We start from the raw sequence: 17,332 nt of genomic DNA on the forward strand, positions 1-17,332 counted from the left end.
TTTAATTAATAGAAATAATTTGTATGGAAAATCCAAAGAATTCTATAAAAAACGATATAGATAATATCTTCTGGTCTTCGAACCTATCTAATATATATAGATTCACCAAACAACGTTTTTGGGAAAGGGAAACAGAAAATCATGAAAAATCGATAGCCATAGACGGCCTAAATTCAGTGGGAACTACGTGTAGGCGAACTGAAAGCGTCAGCGAACATTCCTGGCATTTGGCGGATATTTGTCTGATCTTAGCTCCGAAATATCCAAAACTGGATTTGCAGCTCTGTGTAACATTGGCAATTCTTCATGACAAACTAGAAATTATAACAGGGGATTTTGACCCGTTAGGACGCTATGGAGATGGCTTAGATACTCATGCTTTTGATCCAATAAAGAGGCAACAAAAGGCCAATGCAGAAGAAAATGCCTTGCTAGAATATCTATCGATGTTGAGCATTCCTGAAAGATCTTATCACGAATTACTATTCAGGCAGATCTTAGACCTGAGTACGTCCGAGGCTCTTTTTTTGAAGGCACTTGATAAAATTCATCCGTTGATCTATGTCATTCAGAAGAAAAACGGAGCTATGGAAGACGCCCACATACATTTTACCCTAAGATACTCCGGGCAATTCAAACAATATTTCCCTGAATTAGAACCTTACTACAGGGAACTTTCACGAAGGTTGATAGAAAGTGTAAGTTCCTATAGAAATGTGGATATTCAAATATTAAAACATCTTCTGCATGAATAGTGATCAAATAAAAATTGCATTGTCAGGTAAGTCTGGGTCGGGTAAAACTGAAATAGCCAAATTCCTAGCAAAAAACTACAATCTGCGCATTTGCCATACGGGCGCTCTTGTTAGAAAATTGGCAATTCAATATTTTGCATCAGAATCAAAAGATATACTCCAAAAAATCGATGATTCATTTAACAATATCGAGAGAGGAGTATGGTTAAAAGCTGCGTTAAGAGAGATTGACAATAACACGAGTCATATTGTTATTGACAGCCTAAGATATATCGAAGACTACGAATATGCAAAGCGGAATGGTTTCTCTATCTGGAGGATCGAATGCGAACAAAATTCGCGATATGATCGACTTAGGTCAAGGGGTCAACTCTTTTCTACACAAAACGAAATGCATTCAAGTGAATGCGACCTTGACGGATATCCCGTGGATGTCCTTATCACCAACAATTCAAACAGTCTTATAAAACTACATGAAATCATTCAAGCAGTTATTAAATAAAATTCTTTGACTAGGATTCGACTTTCGCAATCATGGTTCATTTGAGAATTTTAATCGAATTTTGAAGATGCCTGAAAACATACAAAAAAACGCAAAATCCTAACACCATGTGAATCAGATAAATAAAATCTTACGAATGGCGTCCGCAAAATGTCGAAATATACTTTATAAAAGTCCTTACAAATGTAGAACTAGAAAAACTCTAAAGTTTTAAAGTTTGCGCAGAGTAAAGTCATAATTTTACGCGCTTTTGCATCTTACCCCACCATCTAAATGCTATTGAATGTTCAACAGATTATCTTACATTATCGGACTCACATTATTAACGCTGGTTATCTTTAGTTGTTCAAGTCCTAACGCCCCAACAGACGAAAAGACGAAGTCACCTACCAGCAACAACTACGATATTTTGAGTGAAGAAAAATATGAGACAAGTGGCAAGGCTCAACTTTTGGAATATGCGGTTTATAAAGATAGTATCTATACAAAAGTCGCCTTGGAAAAGATCGTCTTAGAAATCTATAACCTTAATCGGGATAAAAATATTTTCAAACAACATGACGCTCCAACTGTTATTGGCGTCTATTTATACACATCCCAAAACGCATTTAAAGATAGGGCTGAATGGATAGCCATGTTAACTAAAGGACCATATGATTCAGAACCCAGGATTAGTTTTAATGATTTCAAGATAACTGCACTAAATGGTCAGAATGATAGTTCGAAAACTAACGATGAAATCGAACTAGAGAAACTTAAATCATATCTTCAGGAAAGAGGTTTAGAATTATGTACGTTTGCTGATACACTAAAAAAGGTCGAGCTTGACAACATTCATAAAGCTGATGCAAAATATCCTGATTATGGGGATAAGCATATGGCTATGATCAAACAATTAGATACTCAATTTTATGAATCACTGAAAAAGAAGCATAAAATGAACGAAAATATAATCACTAAGGTTGCCATTTTCGCCATGTCTTATTGTAAATAATCATACACTATCCATTCAAATTATTTTAACCACGTTCCCCACAGGGAATGAAAGCATTCAGATATACTCTGAAGGCTTTTCCACTTTAGATTGGTTGTACAAATAAACCCAACCCTTGTTGAGCCAGATAAAATAAGAAAACATGGATAATAATATTCTTCAACATAATCTTCTGTATGCATGTGGATATCAAAAGGTACAAAGCAGCGAACATTACTTTCCCGAACATGCTTTAGGGATCATGCTTTCAGGGGAATCGTATTATTTCACCAATGAGGGGACATTTGTGATGAATAAAGATGCCATATGTCTGATGCGCAGAAATCAGTTATTCAAAAAGCTGATCAAAATGGAGAAGCACCTTCATTAATATGCATATTCATAGACCAAAATACTTTACACAAATATGCAGCAGAAAATAATATACCCAAACAAGGTTTGTATAAAGATAAAGCTTTAATAGACCTGACGGGGAATGTATTTTTAAAGGGGTTCTTTGACTCATTATTGCCATATCTTAATGAACCGAAAAAATTACCGAAAAGATAGCGGCGCCTAAAACGCAGGAAGCAATTGAGCTATTGTTACAAACAGGAGATATATTCCAGCATTTCCTGTTTGATTTTCAGGAACCGCATAAGATAGATCTGGAGACGTATATGAGTCATAATTATAAGTATAATATCCCGCTGCTATCCTTTGGTAAACTTACCGGGCGGAGTCTCTCTACTTTTAAAAGAGATTTTACAAAGATATTCGATACAACTCCTGAAAAATGGTTGCAGAAAAAACGTTTGGAACAAGCTCATTATCTTATTTTAAAAAAGAAACAACGTCCTTCAGATATATATCTTGAAGTGGGATTTGAGAATCTATCTCATTTTTCTTTTGCATTTAAGAAACAATATGGGATGACTCCTACGGAGTTGACAGAACAATGAAAAAACGCCTTCAGATTTGCGTCTGAAGGCGTTTTTGTTGTGGAACGGAGAATAAGTTTTATCAGAATAGCTATTGCTTCACTATCGTCTTACTGACAACTTTATTTCCGATAGTAACACTTACAATATAGACACCGGCAGGCAGCGCAGACAAGTTGAACTGCTGACCACTATAAATTTTCTGTGCAGGACTTACCAGCATACCAGTTGCATTATAAATACGCATATAAAGTTTCTCTTCTTTTTTACTGGTCACTTTCACTGTTATCATGTTTGCGACAGGGTTAGGATCTAATGCAAGAGCGGAGGTATTTTCTGTACTGGCTGACGCCGTCCCCGCAGTAAAAGTCCACTGTCCATTCACTTGTCCTGTATTTGACCATTGATGCACCTGTCCTCCACCTGAAACACCATTCACCTGCAATACTTTCCCACTATGTCTGGCAATGATTTTATAGTATCCATCATCGGTCGCGACGATGATAAAGTTCTGTTGAGGCTCCACCGGATCATGGTAGGGATATTGAATTACATTAGTACCATTCAAAAGAGAAGCGGTATTTACGTCCAGCGATTTACCGCTGTGTTTTGCAAGGATCTTGTAATTCCCATCACCAAGATGCGTAAATACAAATTGTTGGTTAGCGTTACCATTGTATTCAGAATGAATAACACTGGCGCCATCGGCAGTAGAAGCACCATTTACATCCATCTGTAATCCACTGGCTCTGTTACGTATAAAATACGTACCCGACAGGTTGGTTACACCGTTCGTCAATACCCGTATAGATGTCGTTCTATCATGTAGCGCTGACCAGGTAATACAGTTATTATTAGCAGTCAGCGTTTCCGTCTGACCTGTAAAATTATCATCCGCATATAGTATTACCTTATAACCTTCCGCTACTACCAATGAAGAAACAGCGTCATCAGTGATACCTCTTGCCTGCATCTGTGCCAGTGTATAGTTACCAACAGGCAGACTAACAGCATTTCCGCTATAATTGCAATCCATATAAGTGATCACCGGGTCTGTACTTGTGAATGGCCGCGCAGTGAATTGCCAGCTTCCTGGTGTCACTTTAAATTGCACCGATTTGTCATCCTGCCGGAAGAATGTAACACCATTCACACCACCTGAAAAAGTACCATTTTTCCATACAGTAACACCACCAACCTGAATCTCAGCAACAAGCGTAGAGAAGATATCCTTTGGCACACTAACGATGGCAGTCGTACCTGAAGGTGCAATCAGGCTTTGTGTGAAGCTGTTGCTACCGAGAGAAAAGCTGGCGGAGATATTCCCTTTAACACTTGGTATCAGGCCGGAATACTGTGTAACACCTCCGGGCTGTGGTGCAAATATAAACTCCGCATAAGCGGGCTGTGTTGGACGAATGCCCAACATATAAGCACTCATTACGTACAACGGCCCCGCTGACCATGCATGATTATTGCTGGAATATCCTGCATTACTATTGGCCTCTGTAAAATCTTCCCACAGGGTAGATGACCAGCTGTTAATCATCGGCGTAAAACGATTCTTCATACGTGTAATTGCAGCAGTTGGATCATACCTGAAAAGTGCTTCTTCGATATACATCTCCTGGTAAGGACCTGCATCATTTCTGCTTCTTAAGACACTTAATGCACCTGCTTTCTGCTGATCATTGGCTAGACCGGTCAATAAAGCCCAGGCATTACTTCTGTCGTCTACTACAGCGGAAGACACATTACCGGATACATAGGCACGTAATGCATCTTTCCAGAAATAATTATTAAAGTTATTCTTCACTTTTGTCTGCAAACTCTGATAATACGTTACATCAGTAGTCTGACCTAAAAGACCTGCCGTATTAATGGCAGTCTCCAGAACGGAAATATAAAGTGCGTTGAATACAGTGTTGGCACTACCCACTGGTAAAGCCCCTATATTAGTACCCCAGTCGATCCAGTTCCATGCATCACTTTGTAAAAGGAGCATACCATCTGCATTAGAACAGTTGACACAAAACTGAATGTATTTCTTTAACTGTGGATAGATTTCCTGTAACAACGCCCTGTCTCCGCTATACATATAGTATTTCCAGATCATAGCCACTGCCGCAAGGTTCTGATCAGGCAGATGAAAGCTGGTACCTGGTGCTGTCGTGTAAAGGGAGCCATTTGCCTTTTGTGTACTCATCAGTTCCCGGAAAGCTTTACGCGTCAGTTTATTTACACTGGTATCGTATAAGTAGCATGAGTAAAGAATCTGTTCAGATACATCTCCCCACCACTGGCCACGTTCGCGGTCGGGACAATCATAGTACTGATCCCTCATACATACCCTCGAGGTGTTTTTAGATTTTGTCCATAAAGTGTTCAACGCTACATCAGAAGAATTAAACTGGCCAATGATGTCTGCATTGTAACTGGTCTCCCGGTATTTCAGATCCAGTATCTGTATCGTACCAGTTACATTGGTAAACTCATAGGTGACGGTATGATTACTCGAATTTTGCCAGGCCAGACACTCAAATTCCTGCTCACCGGCTTTGGTAATATACTCCTGCCAGTAATGCCTGTTTACAATGATCTTAACCTTCACGCCTGCGGGCGCATTGACGCGCAAATAAGGACGTAATTGAATGTTGGTACCAACAGTTCCAGTGATGGTCGTATTTGCTGTAATAGATGTAGGTATTGTATTCTGATAATTGCTTAAGCCAGCTTCTTTCCAGAATGGAATACCCCGCGGTACGAGCGAATTCCACGGACCAATTGGCGGAACGCCTTTCTTTACTGCCGCTGACCAGGATGCATCGTTAAAACCTACGCTGTTCCAGCCGGCAGGTTCATTTGCAGCATTGTAGGAAACCGGGAATGCGATCCATTTGTAATCTTGTCCGTTCAGAATTAACTGGGTTGTAGCGGCAAAAGAAGGGTGAACAGTGCACTTCCAGGTATCATCTGACACTACCACGGAACCAGCATCGAATAATAAACCGCCATTGCCGACAGCCCTCTCTGAATAACCATTCTGTCCACCTTTATACCACACCAGTATGGCAATCGTATTTTCACCCGCTTGCAGATAGGGGGCAATATCTACTTCATCATAATAGGTATTCACCAGATCAGGGCGCAAAGAGAGTCCTCCATCTTTTACCACCAGCTGATTATTCATATACAGCCAGTACTTATTCTCCGCAGCAATCTTAGTGAGTGCCGTAGCAGGTCTGGAAGACAGTGTAATTTTTTTTCGGAAGGCTACCCAGGTGTTTGCCGGACCTGCATTGGGAGTCCAGATCCAGTTAGCGGTTCCCTGGCCGGGAGGAATGATGCTGACAATAAAAGAGGTCACCTGGTCATTCCATTCTGCACCGATCCATGTTGAAGAAGTTGTAACACTAAAGCTTTTACCGGTAAAATTATCATCTGCAAAAAAGGTAATCTGATACCCTGCGGGTATTGAAAAAGAGGAAACGGCATCATCCGGGAATCCTGCCGCATTCATATCTGCGAGACGATAGTTTCCAACGGGGAATGAGACAGCGGCGCCTCCATAATTAATGTCACTGTAGAGTGTCACCTGGGCATTGGTGGACAACATACAGATTAGCAATGATATGATCATTGTCGCGTACTTCATAGGTTATTGATTTTTAAGGGGTTAATGGTTAAACGTGAACTAACGGTCATCGCCGTTCATAACTGAAATTTTATTTATCACTCAAAAAGTAATCATAAAATACTGTTCAACTGTCCTTAGCTGTCTATGCGTATGCTGATAAACCTTCTACGTGACCTTAATAGATCAAAAATAGCTAGCTGTTCAGAACCTGATGACTTACTATCACCAATAAGCGCTGAATCACAGATAGATAGATAATTAATAAACCGGTTCTAAAGTTGTATCCGGTACGCTTTACTTTATTCTCCTGCGATGAAATTGGTATACAAAAGGGATTTAAAGCCACCTTGCTTTGATGGTGTGCGGGTTCAAATTCTGCCAGGAAAACTTTGTAGAGATAAGCAAATATTGGATAGCATTGGGATATAAAAGGTATTCTCCCCTACCTTTTATTGTTGAGGATTTTAGTCTTTCCAGGAGAACTTTTATCGAGAATATGCGCATTAATTAAACGCCGACCTGAATTCCGCAGGAGAGACATTTGTTTTGCTCTTGAACAGGCGGCTGAAAGACTGCGGATGCTCAAAGCCTAACAGATACGCTACTTCACTGACGTTCATATTCGTCGTAGACAACATCTCTTTTGACCGCTCTATGAGATTCTGATGGATATGCTGTTGCGCATTGAGGCCGGTAAGTGAACGTAACATGTCACTTAAATAATTAGCAGTATAGTTCAACTGATCTGCGAGATATTGAACGGTGGGCACACCGAGGCTGACCGGTTTTTCTTCTTCGAAGTAATTATTCAACAGTTGTTCGAATTGTTGCAGCAGATCACTAGTAGCCGACTGCCGGGTCAGGAACTGACGTTTGTAAAAACGCTTTGCATAACTCAGCAGCAGTTCGATTTGTGCAATGATTACTTCATGACTGAAGTCATCGATCCTGCTATTCAGTTCTTCACGAATGATCGTATAAATGGCGAGCATAGTGGCTCTCTCCTGCTCTGACAGATGCAATGCCTCATTGGAAGAATAAGAAAAGAAATTATATTTTTTGATCTTATTGGCCAATGAATAACCTTGCAGGAAATCCGGATGAATGAGCAATGAATAACCCATAATGTCTTCATCCGCTTCTATACCGCCTATGACCTGGTTAGGTGAGGCGAACAATAAACTGCCTTCATTAAAGTCGTAGTAGCCCTGACCATACTTCACCTTTCCGCCCAGTTTGGTCACAAAAGAGATCTTGTAGAAATGCAGCACACGACTCTGGGGCAGCTTGCATAAATCGAGTTGGCCGTCTGTCAGGTCCAATATGGTAATCAGCGGATGAATAGGTCCCGGAAGGCCTAATACCCGGTGTATTTCCGGTATGGAGTCTAATCCTTGCGTCTTCGGTGTTTCACTTTTCATATCTAAAGATAATAAGTATGACCGGTGACTCTGTCTATCACCGGTCATAAAACAGATAATTGGTTTCAATGTTTAGTTACCAGGGTAAGGGGCCGTCCGGACCGGTAAAACCTCCGGTTGGGCCATCCGTCTCCAATGCTACACGCACTGGTTCCCGGGAGCCTACTTCCAGACTATCGGTACCCTGGAAATTATTCAAAGCGGTCGCTGTATAACCCGGACTTGTTGCATTCACCTTGATATTCTCTTTTTCAAGCTCCATGGCAAAGGCAAGGGTAACCGCATTGAGGGCTGTTTTGGAAGCCGCATAGACGATACCAAAATGCTCTCTGGCCCAACATGTAGGATCTGAGATCCAGGTGAGGGAACCTAATCCGCTGGATACATTCACGATACGGCCGGCCTTTGATTTCCGCAGTAAGGGTATGGCTGCCTGGGTAACGGCAATAACGGCGAATACATTGGTATCCCAGACGGTTCGCACCTCGTCAATTGACACTGTGCTGGGCCGGCTTTTCGCTACCATTTCTTCCGGCGTACGCGCAGTTGTTCCGGCATGTGCGATACCTGCATTGTTCACCAGCAGATCCAGGCGCCCCTGTTCTTTCATGATACGTTCTACTGCCGCATTAATGGTCGCCTGCTTCGTAACGTCCAACTCGATAGCATAGGTAGCGCCGCCAATTTCAGCAGCTGCCTTTTCTCCGTTGCTCAGGTTACGCGACCCGAGGTATACATAATAGCCATTCGCTGACAATTCTTTGGCAATCTGGAAACCTACTCCCTGGTTGGCCCCGGTAACAAGGGCCACAAGCTGTTCGTTCGTTGACTTTTCTATCTTATTTTCCATGTGAATAACGATTAAAGAATGATAGCTCAAAATTCCAGCTTCGTTATTATTCACAGATAACCGAATCAAGGACATACATAACCAAATTACTTGAGGCGAGGTATTCAACAGGAGAACGGAGAAAGGGAATATGAGCACTCTGATTTTGCGATTCATAGCAGCGCAATCAGTTACGAAGTTGTCAATACTGTTATCTGAAATATCTGTTAGTTCCCAGCCACCACTGAAATCTCTACAGCGGCATCCTTCACCAGTTTATCTACCTGTACCAGGGTACGGGCAGGATAGGGAGCAGAAAAGAATGTGCGGTAAACTTCATTAAAATCATTCAGCTGTTTAATTTCCCTGAGGTAAACTGTCACGTTTACTACGTCACCTAATGTCAATCCTGCGGATGCTAATGCCTGTTGTACATTGGTCAATGCCTGTGTTGTTTCCTCTTTGAAGCTTGTCTTTTTTCCTCTCCCTTCATTGATTCCTATCTGTCCTGCAACAAAAAATGTCTGCCTGGCGGACCGTATATTGCTGAAAGGCGCTGGTACATCTAATCCGTGCTCGCTCGTCAGAGCGGCCATACCAGCTAAAGCAGCGGCACCCAGCTCCAGTTCACGTTTACTGACCTTATCGAAGGTATCTGCAGCAGAATGATGAATATCAAATAAACGCTGATCATCACAATCCAGACTAATGACTGCTTTTGCAATTCCCTTCATCGGACCTATGTCTACCCCACGATGTTGCGGGGTCAGGCCGTCTGCTTTATAGGGTCTGAATAACGTACTCCGGTTTTTGAATATAGCCATGATCTCAGGAGCTGCATCGATCCGAAAGCCATGGGGAAAGAATCCGCCAGCATCTGTTTCAAATACGGCCAGGTGTTGTTCACGGGATTGTCTTGCCCATGCGGCATATTGCAATCCACCGCGATTCCCATTTTCTTCGTTGATATACAGGATGATCCTGATCGTTCTTGCCGGATGTGGTAACACTGTTCTTAGGATGCGTAAGGCGTCTATGACCTGTACCAGTCCGGCGCCATCGTCACTGGCACTCTCCGACAGATCCCAGGAGTCAATATGTGCGCCGATCGTAACAACCTCATTAGGCGCTACGGTACCTTTTATTTCTGCGATGACATTGGCGGATGCCACGTCTGTTAAACGTTGACAGTCCAGTTCCAGGGAGAGCCGGAGTTCCGGCTTCTGTATCAGGGCTTTACTCAGCCAGTCAGCACCATTGGTACTTACCGCTGCCGCGGGTATCATGGCTACACTACTATCATAGGAGACAGCCCCTGTATGTGGCAGATCATCCTTTGACAGTGTCAATGAGCGTACAATCGTGGCAATCGCCCCTTTTCTGGCGGCAGCAACGGCCCCGGTGTTCCGTTGGTCGACAGCTTCCAGGTAGGCCGTAAAAGGTTCTATAATACGAGGATCCATGGGCCGGTTAAAGAAGACGATCTTTCCCCTGACATCCTTCGCAGGTAATGAGTCAAGTTGCCGCCAGGACCTGATCTCAATGACGGGCGCTGTGAGGCGGCCGTTGGTACCAATGGAACCTCCCAATGCGCAGATGTTCAGTTGCATCGTATTGTCCTTATAGGGGACGGACGCTGAAGCGATCTTTCCCCTGTTCCAGCGGGGTACCCATACCTTTTGGAGGTATACGCTATCGGCACCCGCTTTCTTTAACAGGGTCCTCCCCCATTCTATCGTCTGTGTAGCCTGGGGTGTGCCCGTCAGTCGCTCACCTATTGTGGTGGTCAGCTCCTGCAGGTTATGATATGCTTCGCTATGCAGCAAAGATTCGTCGTAGATCCTGCGGAGCAGCATAGAATCATCGGTAGGGGCAGATTGTGCCATTACCCCATATCCCAGGAGCAATAAAAGGAGGCTGATAATACCGTTCTTGCTGACCTGAGCGATCTGTTTATTGTCCGCTGCCATAAGTGCTGTAGTTTACGGGGATCCATTCAAAACCGGTTTCTTTCTGTCTCAGGTGTCCGATACCAGGGAAAGAAATATGATCGACCGCGATCCAGTATTTGCCTTGTGCCGCTTCTTTGAAGGCTTTTATCCTGGCAGCCGCAGCTGCTGCCGGATCGATGTCAAAGCGGATGGTGACAGCAGGGTCTGCAAACTGTACCGGTGCGACGTGCATGATATCTCCCCAGAAAAGGATTTTCTCTCCTTTGCTTTCCACGGCATAAAAAGTATGTCCTGGCGTATGTCCTGGTGTAGCAACCGGGGTGATGCCGGGTAATAGTTCGCCGCCATAGTCAAACATTTTCACTTTACCGGCCTTCAGATAGGGGCCGACTTTTGTACGTCCTTCGATAAAATATTTCTTTTTATCAGCGGGCGCTTTCTGCATCTGTTCATCGCTGAACCAGAAGTCCACTTCCGGGCGACTGATATAAACGGTTGCATTAGGGAATACCATCCTATTTCCTTCCATCAAACCACCTGTATGATCAGTATGGATATGGGTGATCAGGATCTTACGGATATCCTCGGGTTTATATCCTGCTGCCCGGATACTTTCCGGCAGATGTCCCAGTGTAGGTCCGTATAACTCAGCCGTACCCGCGTCTACCATGATCAGTTCCTTTCCTGTATTGATGATATAAGCATTGACAGATGCTTCCAGGGGAAGCGCCTGAAAATTGTATTGTAAGAGGGAGTCGATCTGTCCGGGCCTGGTATTCATCAGTAACTGATCTGCTGCCAGGGGAACGGTACCGTCTGAAAGGGCGGTGATCTCCAGGTCGCCGAGTTTCATCCGGTAATACCCTGGTTGTGCTAATTTATGGCTGGCCTTGTCCTGCGCCGTCACCCCGGAAAAAGGGATGCTCAGTAACAGGCAGGCATACAATAACGATCCTAATTTCTTCATCTTTATCACTTTTAATTGTTCTTTTGTTCATCCATCTTCTATTATTGCCGGCATGAATCAGGATTGATTTCGATGACAAAATTGAGCAGAACTACACAACAGGACAAGTACGTACTGTATTATCATATAGGGATAATTTTATCACATATGTACATTTAAGTAACAAGCTGTAATTTTGCAAGCAAATGCTGTGAAGATGTACGAGCGAAAAATTCCTTTAGACCTGAATTGTGGGATGGCTGTCATTATGGAGATCATTGGCGGCAAATGGAAACCTTGTCTGATCTTTAACATATCCAGGGGGATCAGAAGACCCGGAGAACTGCAACGGTATAATCCTGCTGCTACCCGGCGGGTGCTTACGCAACAGTTGAAGGAACTGGAAGAGCATGGGATCATCAGGCGTGTCGTATATGCCGAAGTACCACCCAAAGTGGAATACTATCTTACAGAGAAGGGTGAATCCCTGATGCCTGTCATCAATGCGATGGAGAACTGGGGCGCCGGCCATCTGCCGGAAACACTATTGGAACAAGTAGTAGCCCTTCCCCAATAATATGACCAAATTTTAACCTGCGGCGGGCCCTTTTTTGCAGGTATCATGTATCTTTAAGATACCATGAAGACTATATTCTTTTCCACCAAACCTTATGATAAAACTTTCTTCAATACCCATAACAGCAGCCACCAGCTACAACTTGAATTCCTGGAGACACATCTGGGACCACATATCGTCAATGCGGTAGACGAAGGCACTTTTGCCGTATGCGTATTTGTCAATGACCGTCTTACCGAAGAAGTGATCAGGGTATTGGCCGGCAAAGGAGTCAAAGTGATTGCGCTCCGCTGTGCAGGATTTAATAATGTGGATCTGGAAGCGGCACGGGCACATGGTATCAGGGTATGCCGGGTACCGGCCTATTCACCGGAAGCTGTTGCCGAACATGCGGTTGCCATGTTGCTGACGCTCAACCGTAAAACGCATAAAGCCTATAATCGGGTAAGGGAACAGAACTTTTCACTAAATGGATTGTTAGGATTCAATCTTCATGGCAAAACTGTCAGTGTGATTGGTACGGGCAAGATTGGTAAGGCATTCTGTAAGATCATGCTGGGATTCGGATGTAAGGTACTGGCTTACGACATCGTGCGGGATGAAACCCTGGAAGCGGCGGGTGTGGTATATAGCGACTTTGAGACATTATTACGCCATGCGGATATTCTGTCGCTGCATTGTCCGCTGACGCCGGAAAGCCGCTATCTGATCAATGAGCAAAGCTTACAGGGCATGAAATCAGGTGTAACCATCATCAATACCAGCCGGGGAGCCCTGATCAATACGAATGATGCTATTAATGCCCTTAAAACAGGCCATATCGCCTATCTGGGTATTGATGTATATGAGCAGGAGGAAAAGCTGTTTTTCAAGGACCTTTCGGGCAGTATTATTGAAGATGATACGATACAACGGCTGATGAGTTTTCCCAATGTGCTGGTCACCGGTCATCAGGCATTTTTTACCAATGAGGCACTGGACGAGATTGCGGCCACGACCCTGGATAACATTGCAAAGCTCAGCCGGGGTAAAGAACCGGATAAAAGCAGGATATTAGTGTAAACACGGTTATTATTTGTCTGTCATTATTGGTAGTTTGAATTTTAACTAATAAGACGCCGGATTAGATTCCCCGCTCTCGATAGCATTGCAAAGCGCGGCCGGAGTGAAACCCTGGAAAAAGCGGCATATTGGTGTAAACATGGCTATTATCTGCCTGTTTTATCGGCATTTACCGGTTTTAACCAATAAGACGCTTGGCAACATTGCTTGCTGTATAGCCCTGCAAAGCCTTCGGAAGGCTATCATCTGAGAAAGCAGCAGGTGGTATAAACCAAGCGATTACTTGCCTGCTTTATCGGTTTTTATATCTTTTTCCGGATCCGGCATTGCCGATTAAATGCAATTCTATATTTTCGTTGTTGTAACACATAAATTAAAATTTAAATTAAAAAAGTATGAAGCAAACAGTACCTGCTTTTATCCTGCTGCTGACACTGGCAGCTTGTGGTGGAGCCTCCAGCGATCAGGCAAAAACCGAGGAAAAGAAAGAAGCAGCTGCGACCACCGGCGTAGCTTATGCGATTGACACAACAGCAACTTCTGTTCAATGGCGCGCTACTCACAAAGGTGGATTTGCACCACGCTTTGGCACTATTAAAGTTGTTGACGGTACCCTGAACGTAGAAAACGGCACTATCAGCAGTGGTAATTTCGACGTAAACCTGAACTCCCTGACAACTGACCCTGCGTCTGTTACAGAGAAAGACAAAAAGTCAACTGACCTGGATGGCCATCTGAAGAGCCCGGATTTCTTCGATGCAGCTAACCATCCGATGGCTAAATTCGTTATCACCAGTGTTACTGCGTACGACAGCACCAAAGAAAAAAGCCTGCTGCCTGGCGCGACTAACCTGATCAGCGGTAACCTGACCCTGAAAGACAGCACCCTGAACATCACTTTCCCTGCACAGATCGTTGTAGGCGAAAATGACGTTACTGCTAACGCGAAATTCGTGATAGACAGAACTGCATGGGGTATCAACTACAAAACTGAAGGTAGTCCTGAAAACTGGGCGATCAGCAAAGATGTAGAAATTGGTTTCACGCTGAAAGCGGCGAAGAAATAGTCTTACAAAGCTAAAGGAACTTCATTTATAAGAAAGGGCTGACGTTTCAATACGTCGGCCCTTTTTAATTAATTAAGAATTATGAATTAAGAATTAAGAATTAGTTAGCCTTACGAGATGTTATGTCTGACATTTGACTGCGTAGTTATATAATATACCTGACCGACAATAAAATTCTTAATTCTTAATTCTTAATTCTTAATTCTTAATTCTTAATTCTTAATTCTTAATTCTTAATTCTTAATTCTTAATTCTTAATTCTTAATTCTTAATTCTTAATTCTTAATTCTTAATTCTTAATTCTTAATTCTTAATTCTTAATTCTTAATTCTTAATTCTTAATTCTTAATTCCTAATTCTTAATTGGCTGCATCTATTGCCTCACGCAATGCTTTTGCTGCTGCAGCTGGATCCTGCGCTGCATAAATAGCCGCTCCGGCTACTGCTACCTTTGCACCTGCTTTTATTACTGCCTGTACGTTCTGCAGATTCACGCCCCCTGCTATTGAAACCGGTGTTTCTGCGGTTGCTGCTTCGTCGATCAGTACCTGGATGGAGTAACCTGGCGTCCACTGTTCGTCCAGTCCTGCGTGCAGTTCTACAAATTCAACACCCAGTGCCGCTACTTCTTTTGCACGCGCTACTCTGTCTGGTGCACCGATGGTATCTACTACCACGCCTTTACCATGTGCTTTTGCTGCTTTTACCGCCCCTACGATGGTCGCATTACCTGCAACGCCTAATACGGTTACCAGGTCAGCACCTGCTTTAAAAGCGATATCAGCTTCCAGTTCTCCGGCATCCGCTGTTTTCAGATCCGCAAATACAATTTTATCCGGATGTGCGCTCTTCATAGCTGTGATAACGCTTACACCCATGTTCTTGATCAGTGGTGTACCTAATTCAATAATATCGACATAAGGAGCTACTTTACCCGCCAGTGCCAATGCTTCTTCTGTAGTCAGCAAATCAATTGCTACCTGTAATTTTGCCATATATGTTGTTTTAAATAGTTACTTATTCCATATTCGCATGTCGCTTCCAGACCTCTTCCGGTGCGGCATCGCTTAGTTTCCATATTGTCTGAAACAAGGCGTCTGCGATCAGCAGGATGCTTTGTTCGAAAAGACTACCTGCGTATTGCCTGGATATTGTTCCGTTGAAATCCTGCTTTTGTGCTGCTGGTATCAGCAATACGAATTGTGCCAGCGCGGCCAGCGGAGATTGTGTAGTGGTTGATAATGCAGCAACAGCCGCGCCGGCGGCATGTGCTTTTTCTGCTGCTTTGACAATCGAACTGGTGGTACCGGAACCGGAAGCTGCCAGTAAGAGATCGCCTTTCAGGATAGCGGGTGTTGTCGTCTCTCCTACCACATGTACTGTGAATCCCATATGCATGAACCGCATGGCGGCTGCTTTCATCATTAATCCTGTTCTGCCTGCGCCTGTTATGAATATGCGTTTCGCCTCCTGCATCAGCAATGCCAATGCCGCTATCTCTTTCACCGAAACCTTCTGCAACAATTGCTGATGCTCCTCCAGGATCATCGGCAGGTCTGCGCTTAGTGCTTCGGATAATGTGTGTTGATCAAATGAAAACATGTCTGCTCTTTTTCTGACACAAAGTTAGTCTGCCGGCAGCCTGTTCCTTTTACACTATCTGCCCAATCAATGGGACAATCAGGACACGGGACCGGCCGTCTATCCTCATTATCCAAGCTAATGGGCAAATTGTACCATGCAGACTTCGTAACTTTACTTACTGAATGAAAATGAGCTGCGTATGTTGGAAAAGGATAACAGTTTACAATTAGACCAAACATTATTATATATCAGGAACCTGGATAGTTGTCCGCCGAGCTATCTGTACGATCCTGCCAGGAAGGATTTTTTCGAAGTATTATGGCTACAGGACGAACTTCCCTTACACCAGGTGCCGGAAGATCGGGCGGTCAGGGGACATTGGATATACCTCATGCCTCCCTATCGCGTGCATCAGTTAAATAAAGCGGGCAAAAAAGGTATCCTGTTTTCTTTCAAAAGGGAATTGCTGGAAGAAGAAGACAAGGAGTTTGCCCTGGACGTATTCAGGATATTTAATATCAGCGGAGAATTTACCACGATGTTACTTTCTCCCGATATGATCGAACGGCTGAACAAGGTATACGAGTTGCTGGAAGCGGAATATAAGGAAGACTCCAGTAATCTGCCGATGATCAAATCTTTGCTGAAGGTATTTCTGTTACATCTGACCAAGATGAAAAAGGAAGAATTCACGACCCTGGATATTAATCAGAAAAGGGCCTATGAGTTTCTGCTGCTACTGGAAGATCATTATATCCATGAAAGAAATATTCAGTTTTATGCAAACCAGCTGGGTATCAGTCCGAAACGTCTTAACCAGGTATTAAAGGAAGTCCTGAATCAGACGGGTATTCAGTTGTTGCATGACAGGCTGATACTGGAAGCGAAGCGACAGATCATACACAGTGAAAACAGTATCAAGGAAGTGGCGTGGTTGCTCGGTTTCCGGGACAGACCTTATTTCAGCAGGTTTTTCAAAGTACATACCGGACAAACACCGGAAGCCTTTCAGAAGCATGTAAAGAAACATGTGGATACGCTGTTAAATACACTTGTATCGTAGAGCCGCTGCGACAAATAAATAAT

At 43.4% G+C, this 17,332-nt stretch carries 16 protein-coding genes; 9 read left to right on the top strand and 7 right to left on the bottom strand.

What is annotated here, in order from left to right; all coding sequences use genetic code 11:
• Positions 1 to 23: 23 nt before the first annotated feature.
• From CPIN_RS28010 to CPIN_RS38470, 5 genes are all read left to right on the top strand, one after another.
• Positions 24 to 755 (top strand): HD domain-containing protein, encoded by a 732-nt coding sequence (locus CPIN_RS28010; protein ID WP_012793250.1) that lies wholly within the window; start codon positions 24 to 26, stop codon positions 753 to 755.
• Positions 748 to 1,257 carry an ATP-binding protein gene (locus CPIN_RS28015; RefSeq protein WP_012793251.1) on the top strand — a complete coding sequence of 170 codons (510 nt, stop codon included), beginning with the start codon at positions 748 to 750 and terminating at the stop codon, positions 1,255 to 1,257. The genes CPIN_RS28010 and CPIN_RS28015 overlap by 8 nt, the downstream gene beginning before the upstream one ends.
• 283 nt (positions 1,258 to 1,540) lie before the next feature.
• Positions 1,541 to 2,251, top strand: a complete 711-nt coding sequence (locus CPIN_RS28020) for a hypothetical protein (RefSeq protein ID WP_012793252.1) — start codon at positions 1,541 to 1,543, stop codon at positions 2,249 to 2,251.
• Between the two features lie 306 nt (positions 2,252 to 2,557).
• Positions 2,558 to 2,800 carry a hypothetical protein gene (locus tag CPIN_RS39080; RefSeq protein ID WP_052306891.1) on the top strand — a complete coding sequence of 81 codons (243 nt, stop codon included), beginning with the start codon at positions 2,558 to 2,560 and terminating at the stop codon, positions 2,798 to 2,800.
• A gap of 110 nt (positions 2,801 to 2,910) precedes the next feature.
• A complete protein-coding gene (locus CPIN_RS38470) occupies positions 2,911 to 3,192 on the top strand; it encodes a helix-turn-helix domain-containing protein (protein WP_148230661.1) in 282 nt (93 codons plus the stop codon).
• A 70-nt stretch (positions 3,193 to 3,262) separates the two neighbouring features.
• Here CPIN_RS38470 and CPIN_RS28030 read toward each other — a convergent pair whose 3' ends face one another.
• The 5 genes from CPIN_RS28030 to CPIN_RS28050 all read right to left on the bottom strand — a co-directional run bounded on the left by CPIN_RS28030 (position 3,263) and on the right by CPIN_RS28050 (position 11,977).
• Positions 3,263 to 6,826, bottom strand: coding sequence for an alpha-L-rhamnosidase-related protein (locus CPIN_RS28030; RefSeq protein ID WP_012793253.1), 3,564 nt, complete (start codon positions 6,824 to 6,826; stop codon positions 3,263 to 3,265).
• A 485-nt stretch (positions 6,827 to 7,311) separates the two neighbouring features.
• Positions 7,312 to 8,229, bottom strand: a complete 918-nt coding sequence (locus CPIN_RS28035; protein WP_012793254.1) for a helix-turn-helix domain-containing protein — start codon at positions 8,227 to 8,229, stop codon at positions 7,312 to 7,314.
• 76 nt (positions 8,230 to 8,305) lie between these two features.
• Entirely contained in the window at positions 8,306 to 9,079 is a 774-nt protein-coding gene (locus CPIN_RS28040) for an SDR family NAD(P)-dependent oxidoreductase (protein WP_012793255.1), read from the bottom strand.
• A 206-nt stretch (positions 9,080 to 9,285) separates the two neighbouring features.
• A complete protein-coding gene (locus CPIN_RS28045; protein WP_012793256.1) occupies positions 9,286 to 11,028 on the bottom strand; it encodes a Rid family hydrolase in 1,743 nt (580 codons plus the stop codon).
• Positions 11,012 to 11,977 carry an MBL fold metallo-hydrolase gene (locus CPIN_RS28050; protein WP_012793257.1) on the bottom strand — a complete coding sequence of 322 codons (966 nt, stop codon included), beginning with the start codon at positions 11,975 to 11,977 and terminating at the stop codon, positions 11,012 to 11,014. Before CPIN_RS28050 ends, CPIN_RS28045 begins: the two co-directional genes overlap by 17 nt.
• A 196-nt stretch (positions 11,978 to 12,173) precedes the next feature.
• On the opposite strand from CPIN_RS28050, the gene CPIN_RS28055 reads away from it, so the two are divergent.
• The 3 genes from CPIN_RS28055 (at position 12,174) to CPIN_RS28065 (ending at position 14,662) form a co-directional block, all read left to right on the top strand.
• Positions 12,174 to 12,533: a winged helix-turn-helix transcriptional regulator gene (locus CPIN_RS28055; RefSeq protein ID WP_012793258.1), complete on the top strand. Its 360-nt coding sequence runs from the start codon at positions 12,174 to 12,176 to the stop codon at positions 12,531 to 12,533.
• Positions 12,534 to 12,596: 63 nt separating this feature from the next.
• The gene (locus tag CPIN_RS28060; protein ID WP_012793259.1) at positions 12,597 to 13,595 is read left to right on the top strand and encodes a 2-hydroxyacid dehydrogenase; all 999 of its coding nucleotides are present in this window, start codon (positions 12,597 to 12,599) and stop codon (positions 13,593 to 13,595) included.
• A 395-nt stretch (positions 13,596 to 13,990) separates the two neighbouring features.
• Positions 13,991 to 14,662 carry a YceI family protein gene (locus CPIN_RS28065; RefSeq protein WP_012793260.1) on the top strand — a complete coding sequence of 224 codons (672 nt, stop codon included), beginning with the start codon at positions 13,991 to 13,993 and terminating at the stop codon, positions 14,660 to 14,662.
• Positions 14,663 to 15,021: 359 nt separating this feature from the next.
• On the opposite strand, the gene hxlA is transcribed toward CPIN_RS28065, so the two are convergent.
• Entirely contained in the window at positions 15,022 to 15,657 is a 636-nt protein-coding gene (hxlA, locus tag CPIN_RS28070; protein ID WP_012793261.1) for a 3-hexulose-6-phosphate synthase, read from the bottom strand.
• A 22-nt stretch (positions 15,658 to 15,679) separates the two neighbouring features.
• Positions 15,680 to 16,264, bottom strand: coding sequence for a 6-phospho-3-hexuloisomerase (hxlB, locus tag CPIN_RS28075; RefSeq protein ID WP_012793262.1), 585 nt, complete (start codon positions 16,262 to 16,264; stop codon positions 15,680 to 15,682).
• A 181-nt stretch (positions 16,265 to 16,445) separates the two neighbouring features.
• Here hxlB and CPIN_RS28080 point away from each other — a divergent pair, with 181 nt between their 5' ends.
• Positions 16,446 to 17,309: a helix-turn-helix domain-containing protein gene (locus tag CPIN_RS28080; RefSeq protein WP_012793263.1), complete on the top strand. Its 864-nt coding sequence runs from the start codon at positions 16,446 to 16,448 to the stop codon at positions 17,307 to 17,309.
• Positions 17,310 to 17,332 lie beyond the last annotated feature (23 nt).

Source organism: Chitinophaga pinensis DSM 2588, from assembly GCF_000024005.1.
Taxonomy (GTDB): Bacteria; Bacteroidota; Bacteroidia; order Chitinophagales; family Chitinophagaceae; genus Chitinophaga; species Chitinophaga pinensis.

Excerpts from the sequence above, each read along its gene's own strand:
- CPIN_RS28010 (WP_012793250.1), top strand. The coding sequence starts at position 24 with ATGGAAAATCCAAAGAATTCTATAAAAAACGATATAGATAATATCTTC.
- CPIN_RS28015 (WP_012793251.1), top strand. The coding sequence starts at position 748 with ATGAATAGTGATCAAATAAAAATTGCATTGTCAGGTAAGTCTGGGTCG.
- CPIN_RS28020 (WP_012793252.1), top strand. The coding sequence starts at position 1,541 with ATGTTCAACAGATTATCTTACATTATCGGACTCACATTATTAACGCTG.
- CPIN_RS39080 (WP_052306891.1), top strand. The coding sequence starts at position 2,558 with ATGTCTGATGCGCAGAAATCAGTTATTCAAAAAGCTGATCAAAATGGA.
- CPIN_RS38470 (WP_148230661.1), top strand. The coding sequence starts at position 2,911 with ATGAGTCATAATTATAAGTATAATATCCCGCTGCTATCCTTTGGTAAA.
- CPIN_RS28030 (WP_012793253.1), bottom strand. The coding sequence starts at position 6,826 with ATGAAGTACGCGACAATGATCATATCATTGCTAATCTGTATGTTGTCC.
- CPIN_RS28035 (WP_012793254.1), bottom strand. The coding sequence starts at position 8,229 with ATGAAAAGTGAAACACCGAAGACGCAAGGATTAGACTCCATACCGGAA.
- CPIN_RS28040 (WP_012793255.1), bottom strand. The coding sequence starts at position 9,079 with ATGGAAAATAAGATAGAAAAGTCAACGAACGAACAGCTTGTGGCCCTT.
- CPIN_RS28045 (WP_012793256.1), bottom strand. The coding sequence starts at position 11,028 with ATGGCAGCGGACAATAAACAGATCGCTCAGGTCAGCAAGAACGGTATT.
- CPIN_RS28050 (WP_012793257.1), bottom strand. The coding sequence starts at position 11,977 with ATGAAGAAATTAGGATCGTTATTGTATGCCTGCCTGTTACTGAGCATC.
- CPIN_RS28055 (WP_012793258.1), top strand. The coding sequence starts at position 12,174 with ATGTACGAGCGAAAAATTCCTTTAGACCTGAATTGTGGGATGGCTGTC.
- CPIN_RS28060 (WP_012793259.1), top strand. The coding sequence starts at position 12,597 with ATGAAGACTATATTCTTTTCCACCAAACCTTATGATAAAACTTTCTTC.
- CPIN_RS28065 (WP_012793260.1), top strand. The coding sequence starts at position 13,991 with ATGAAGCAAACAGTACCTGCTTTTATCCTGCTGCTGACACTGGCAGCT.
- hxlA (WP_012793261.1), bottom strand. The coding sequence starts at position 15,657 with ATGGCAAAATTACAGGTAGCAATTGATTTGCTGACTACAGAAGAAGCA.
- hxlB (WP_012793262.1), bottom strand. The coding sequence starts at position 16,264 with ATGTTTTCATTTGATCAACACACATTATCCGAAGCACTAAGCGCAGAC.
- CPIN_RS28080 (WP_012793263.1), top strand. The coding sequence starts at position 16,446 with ATGTTGGAAAAGGATAACAGTTTACAATTAGACCAAACATTATTATAT.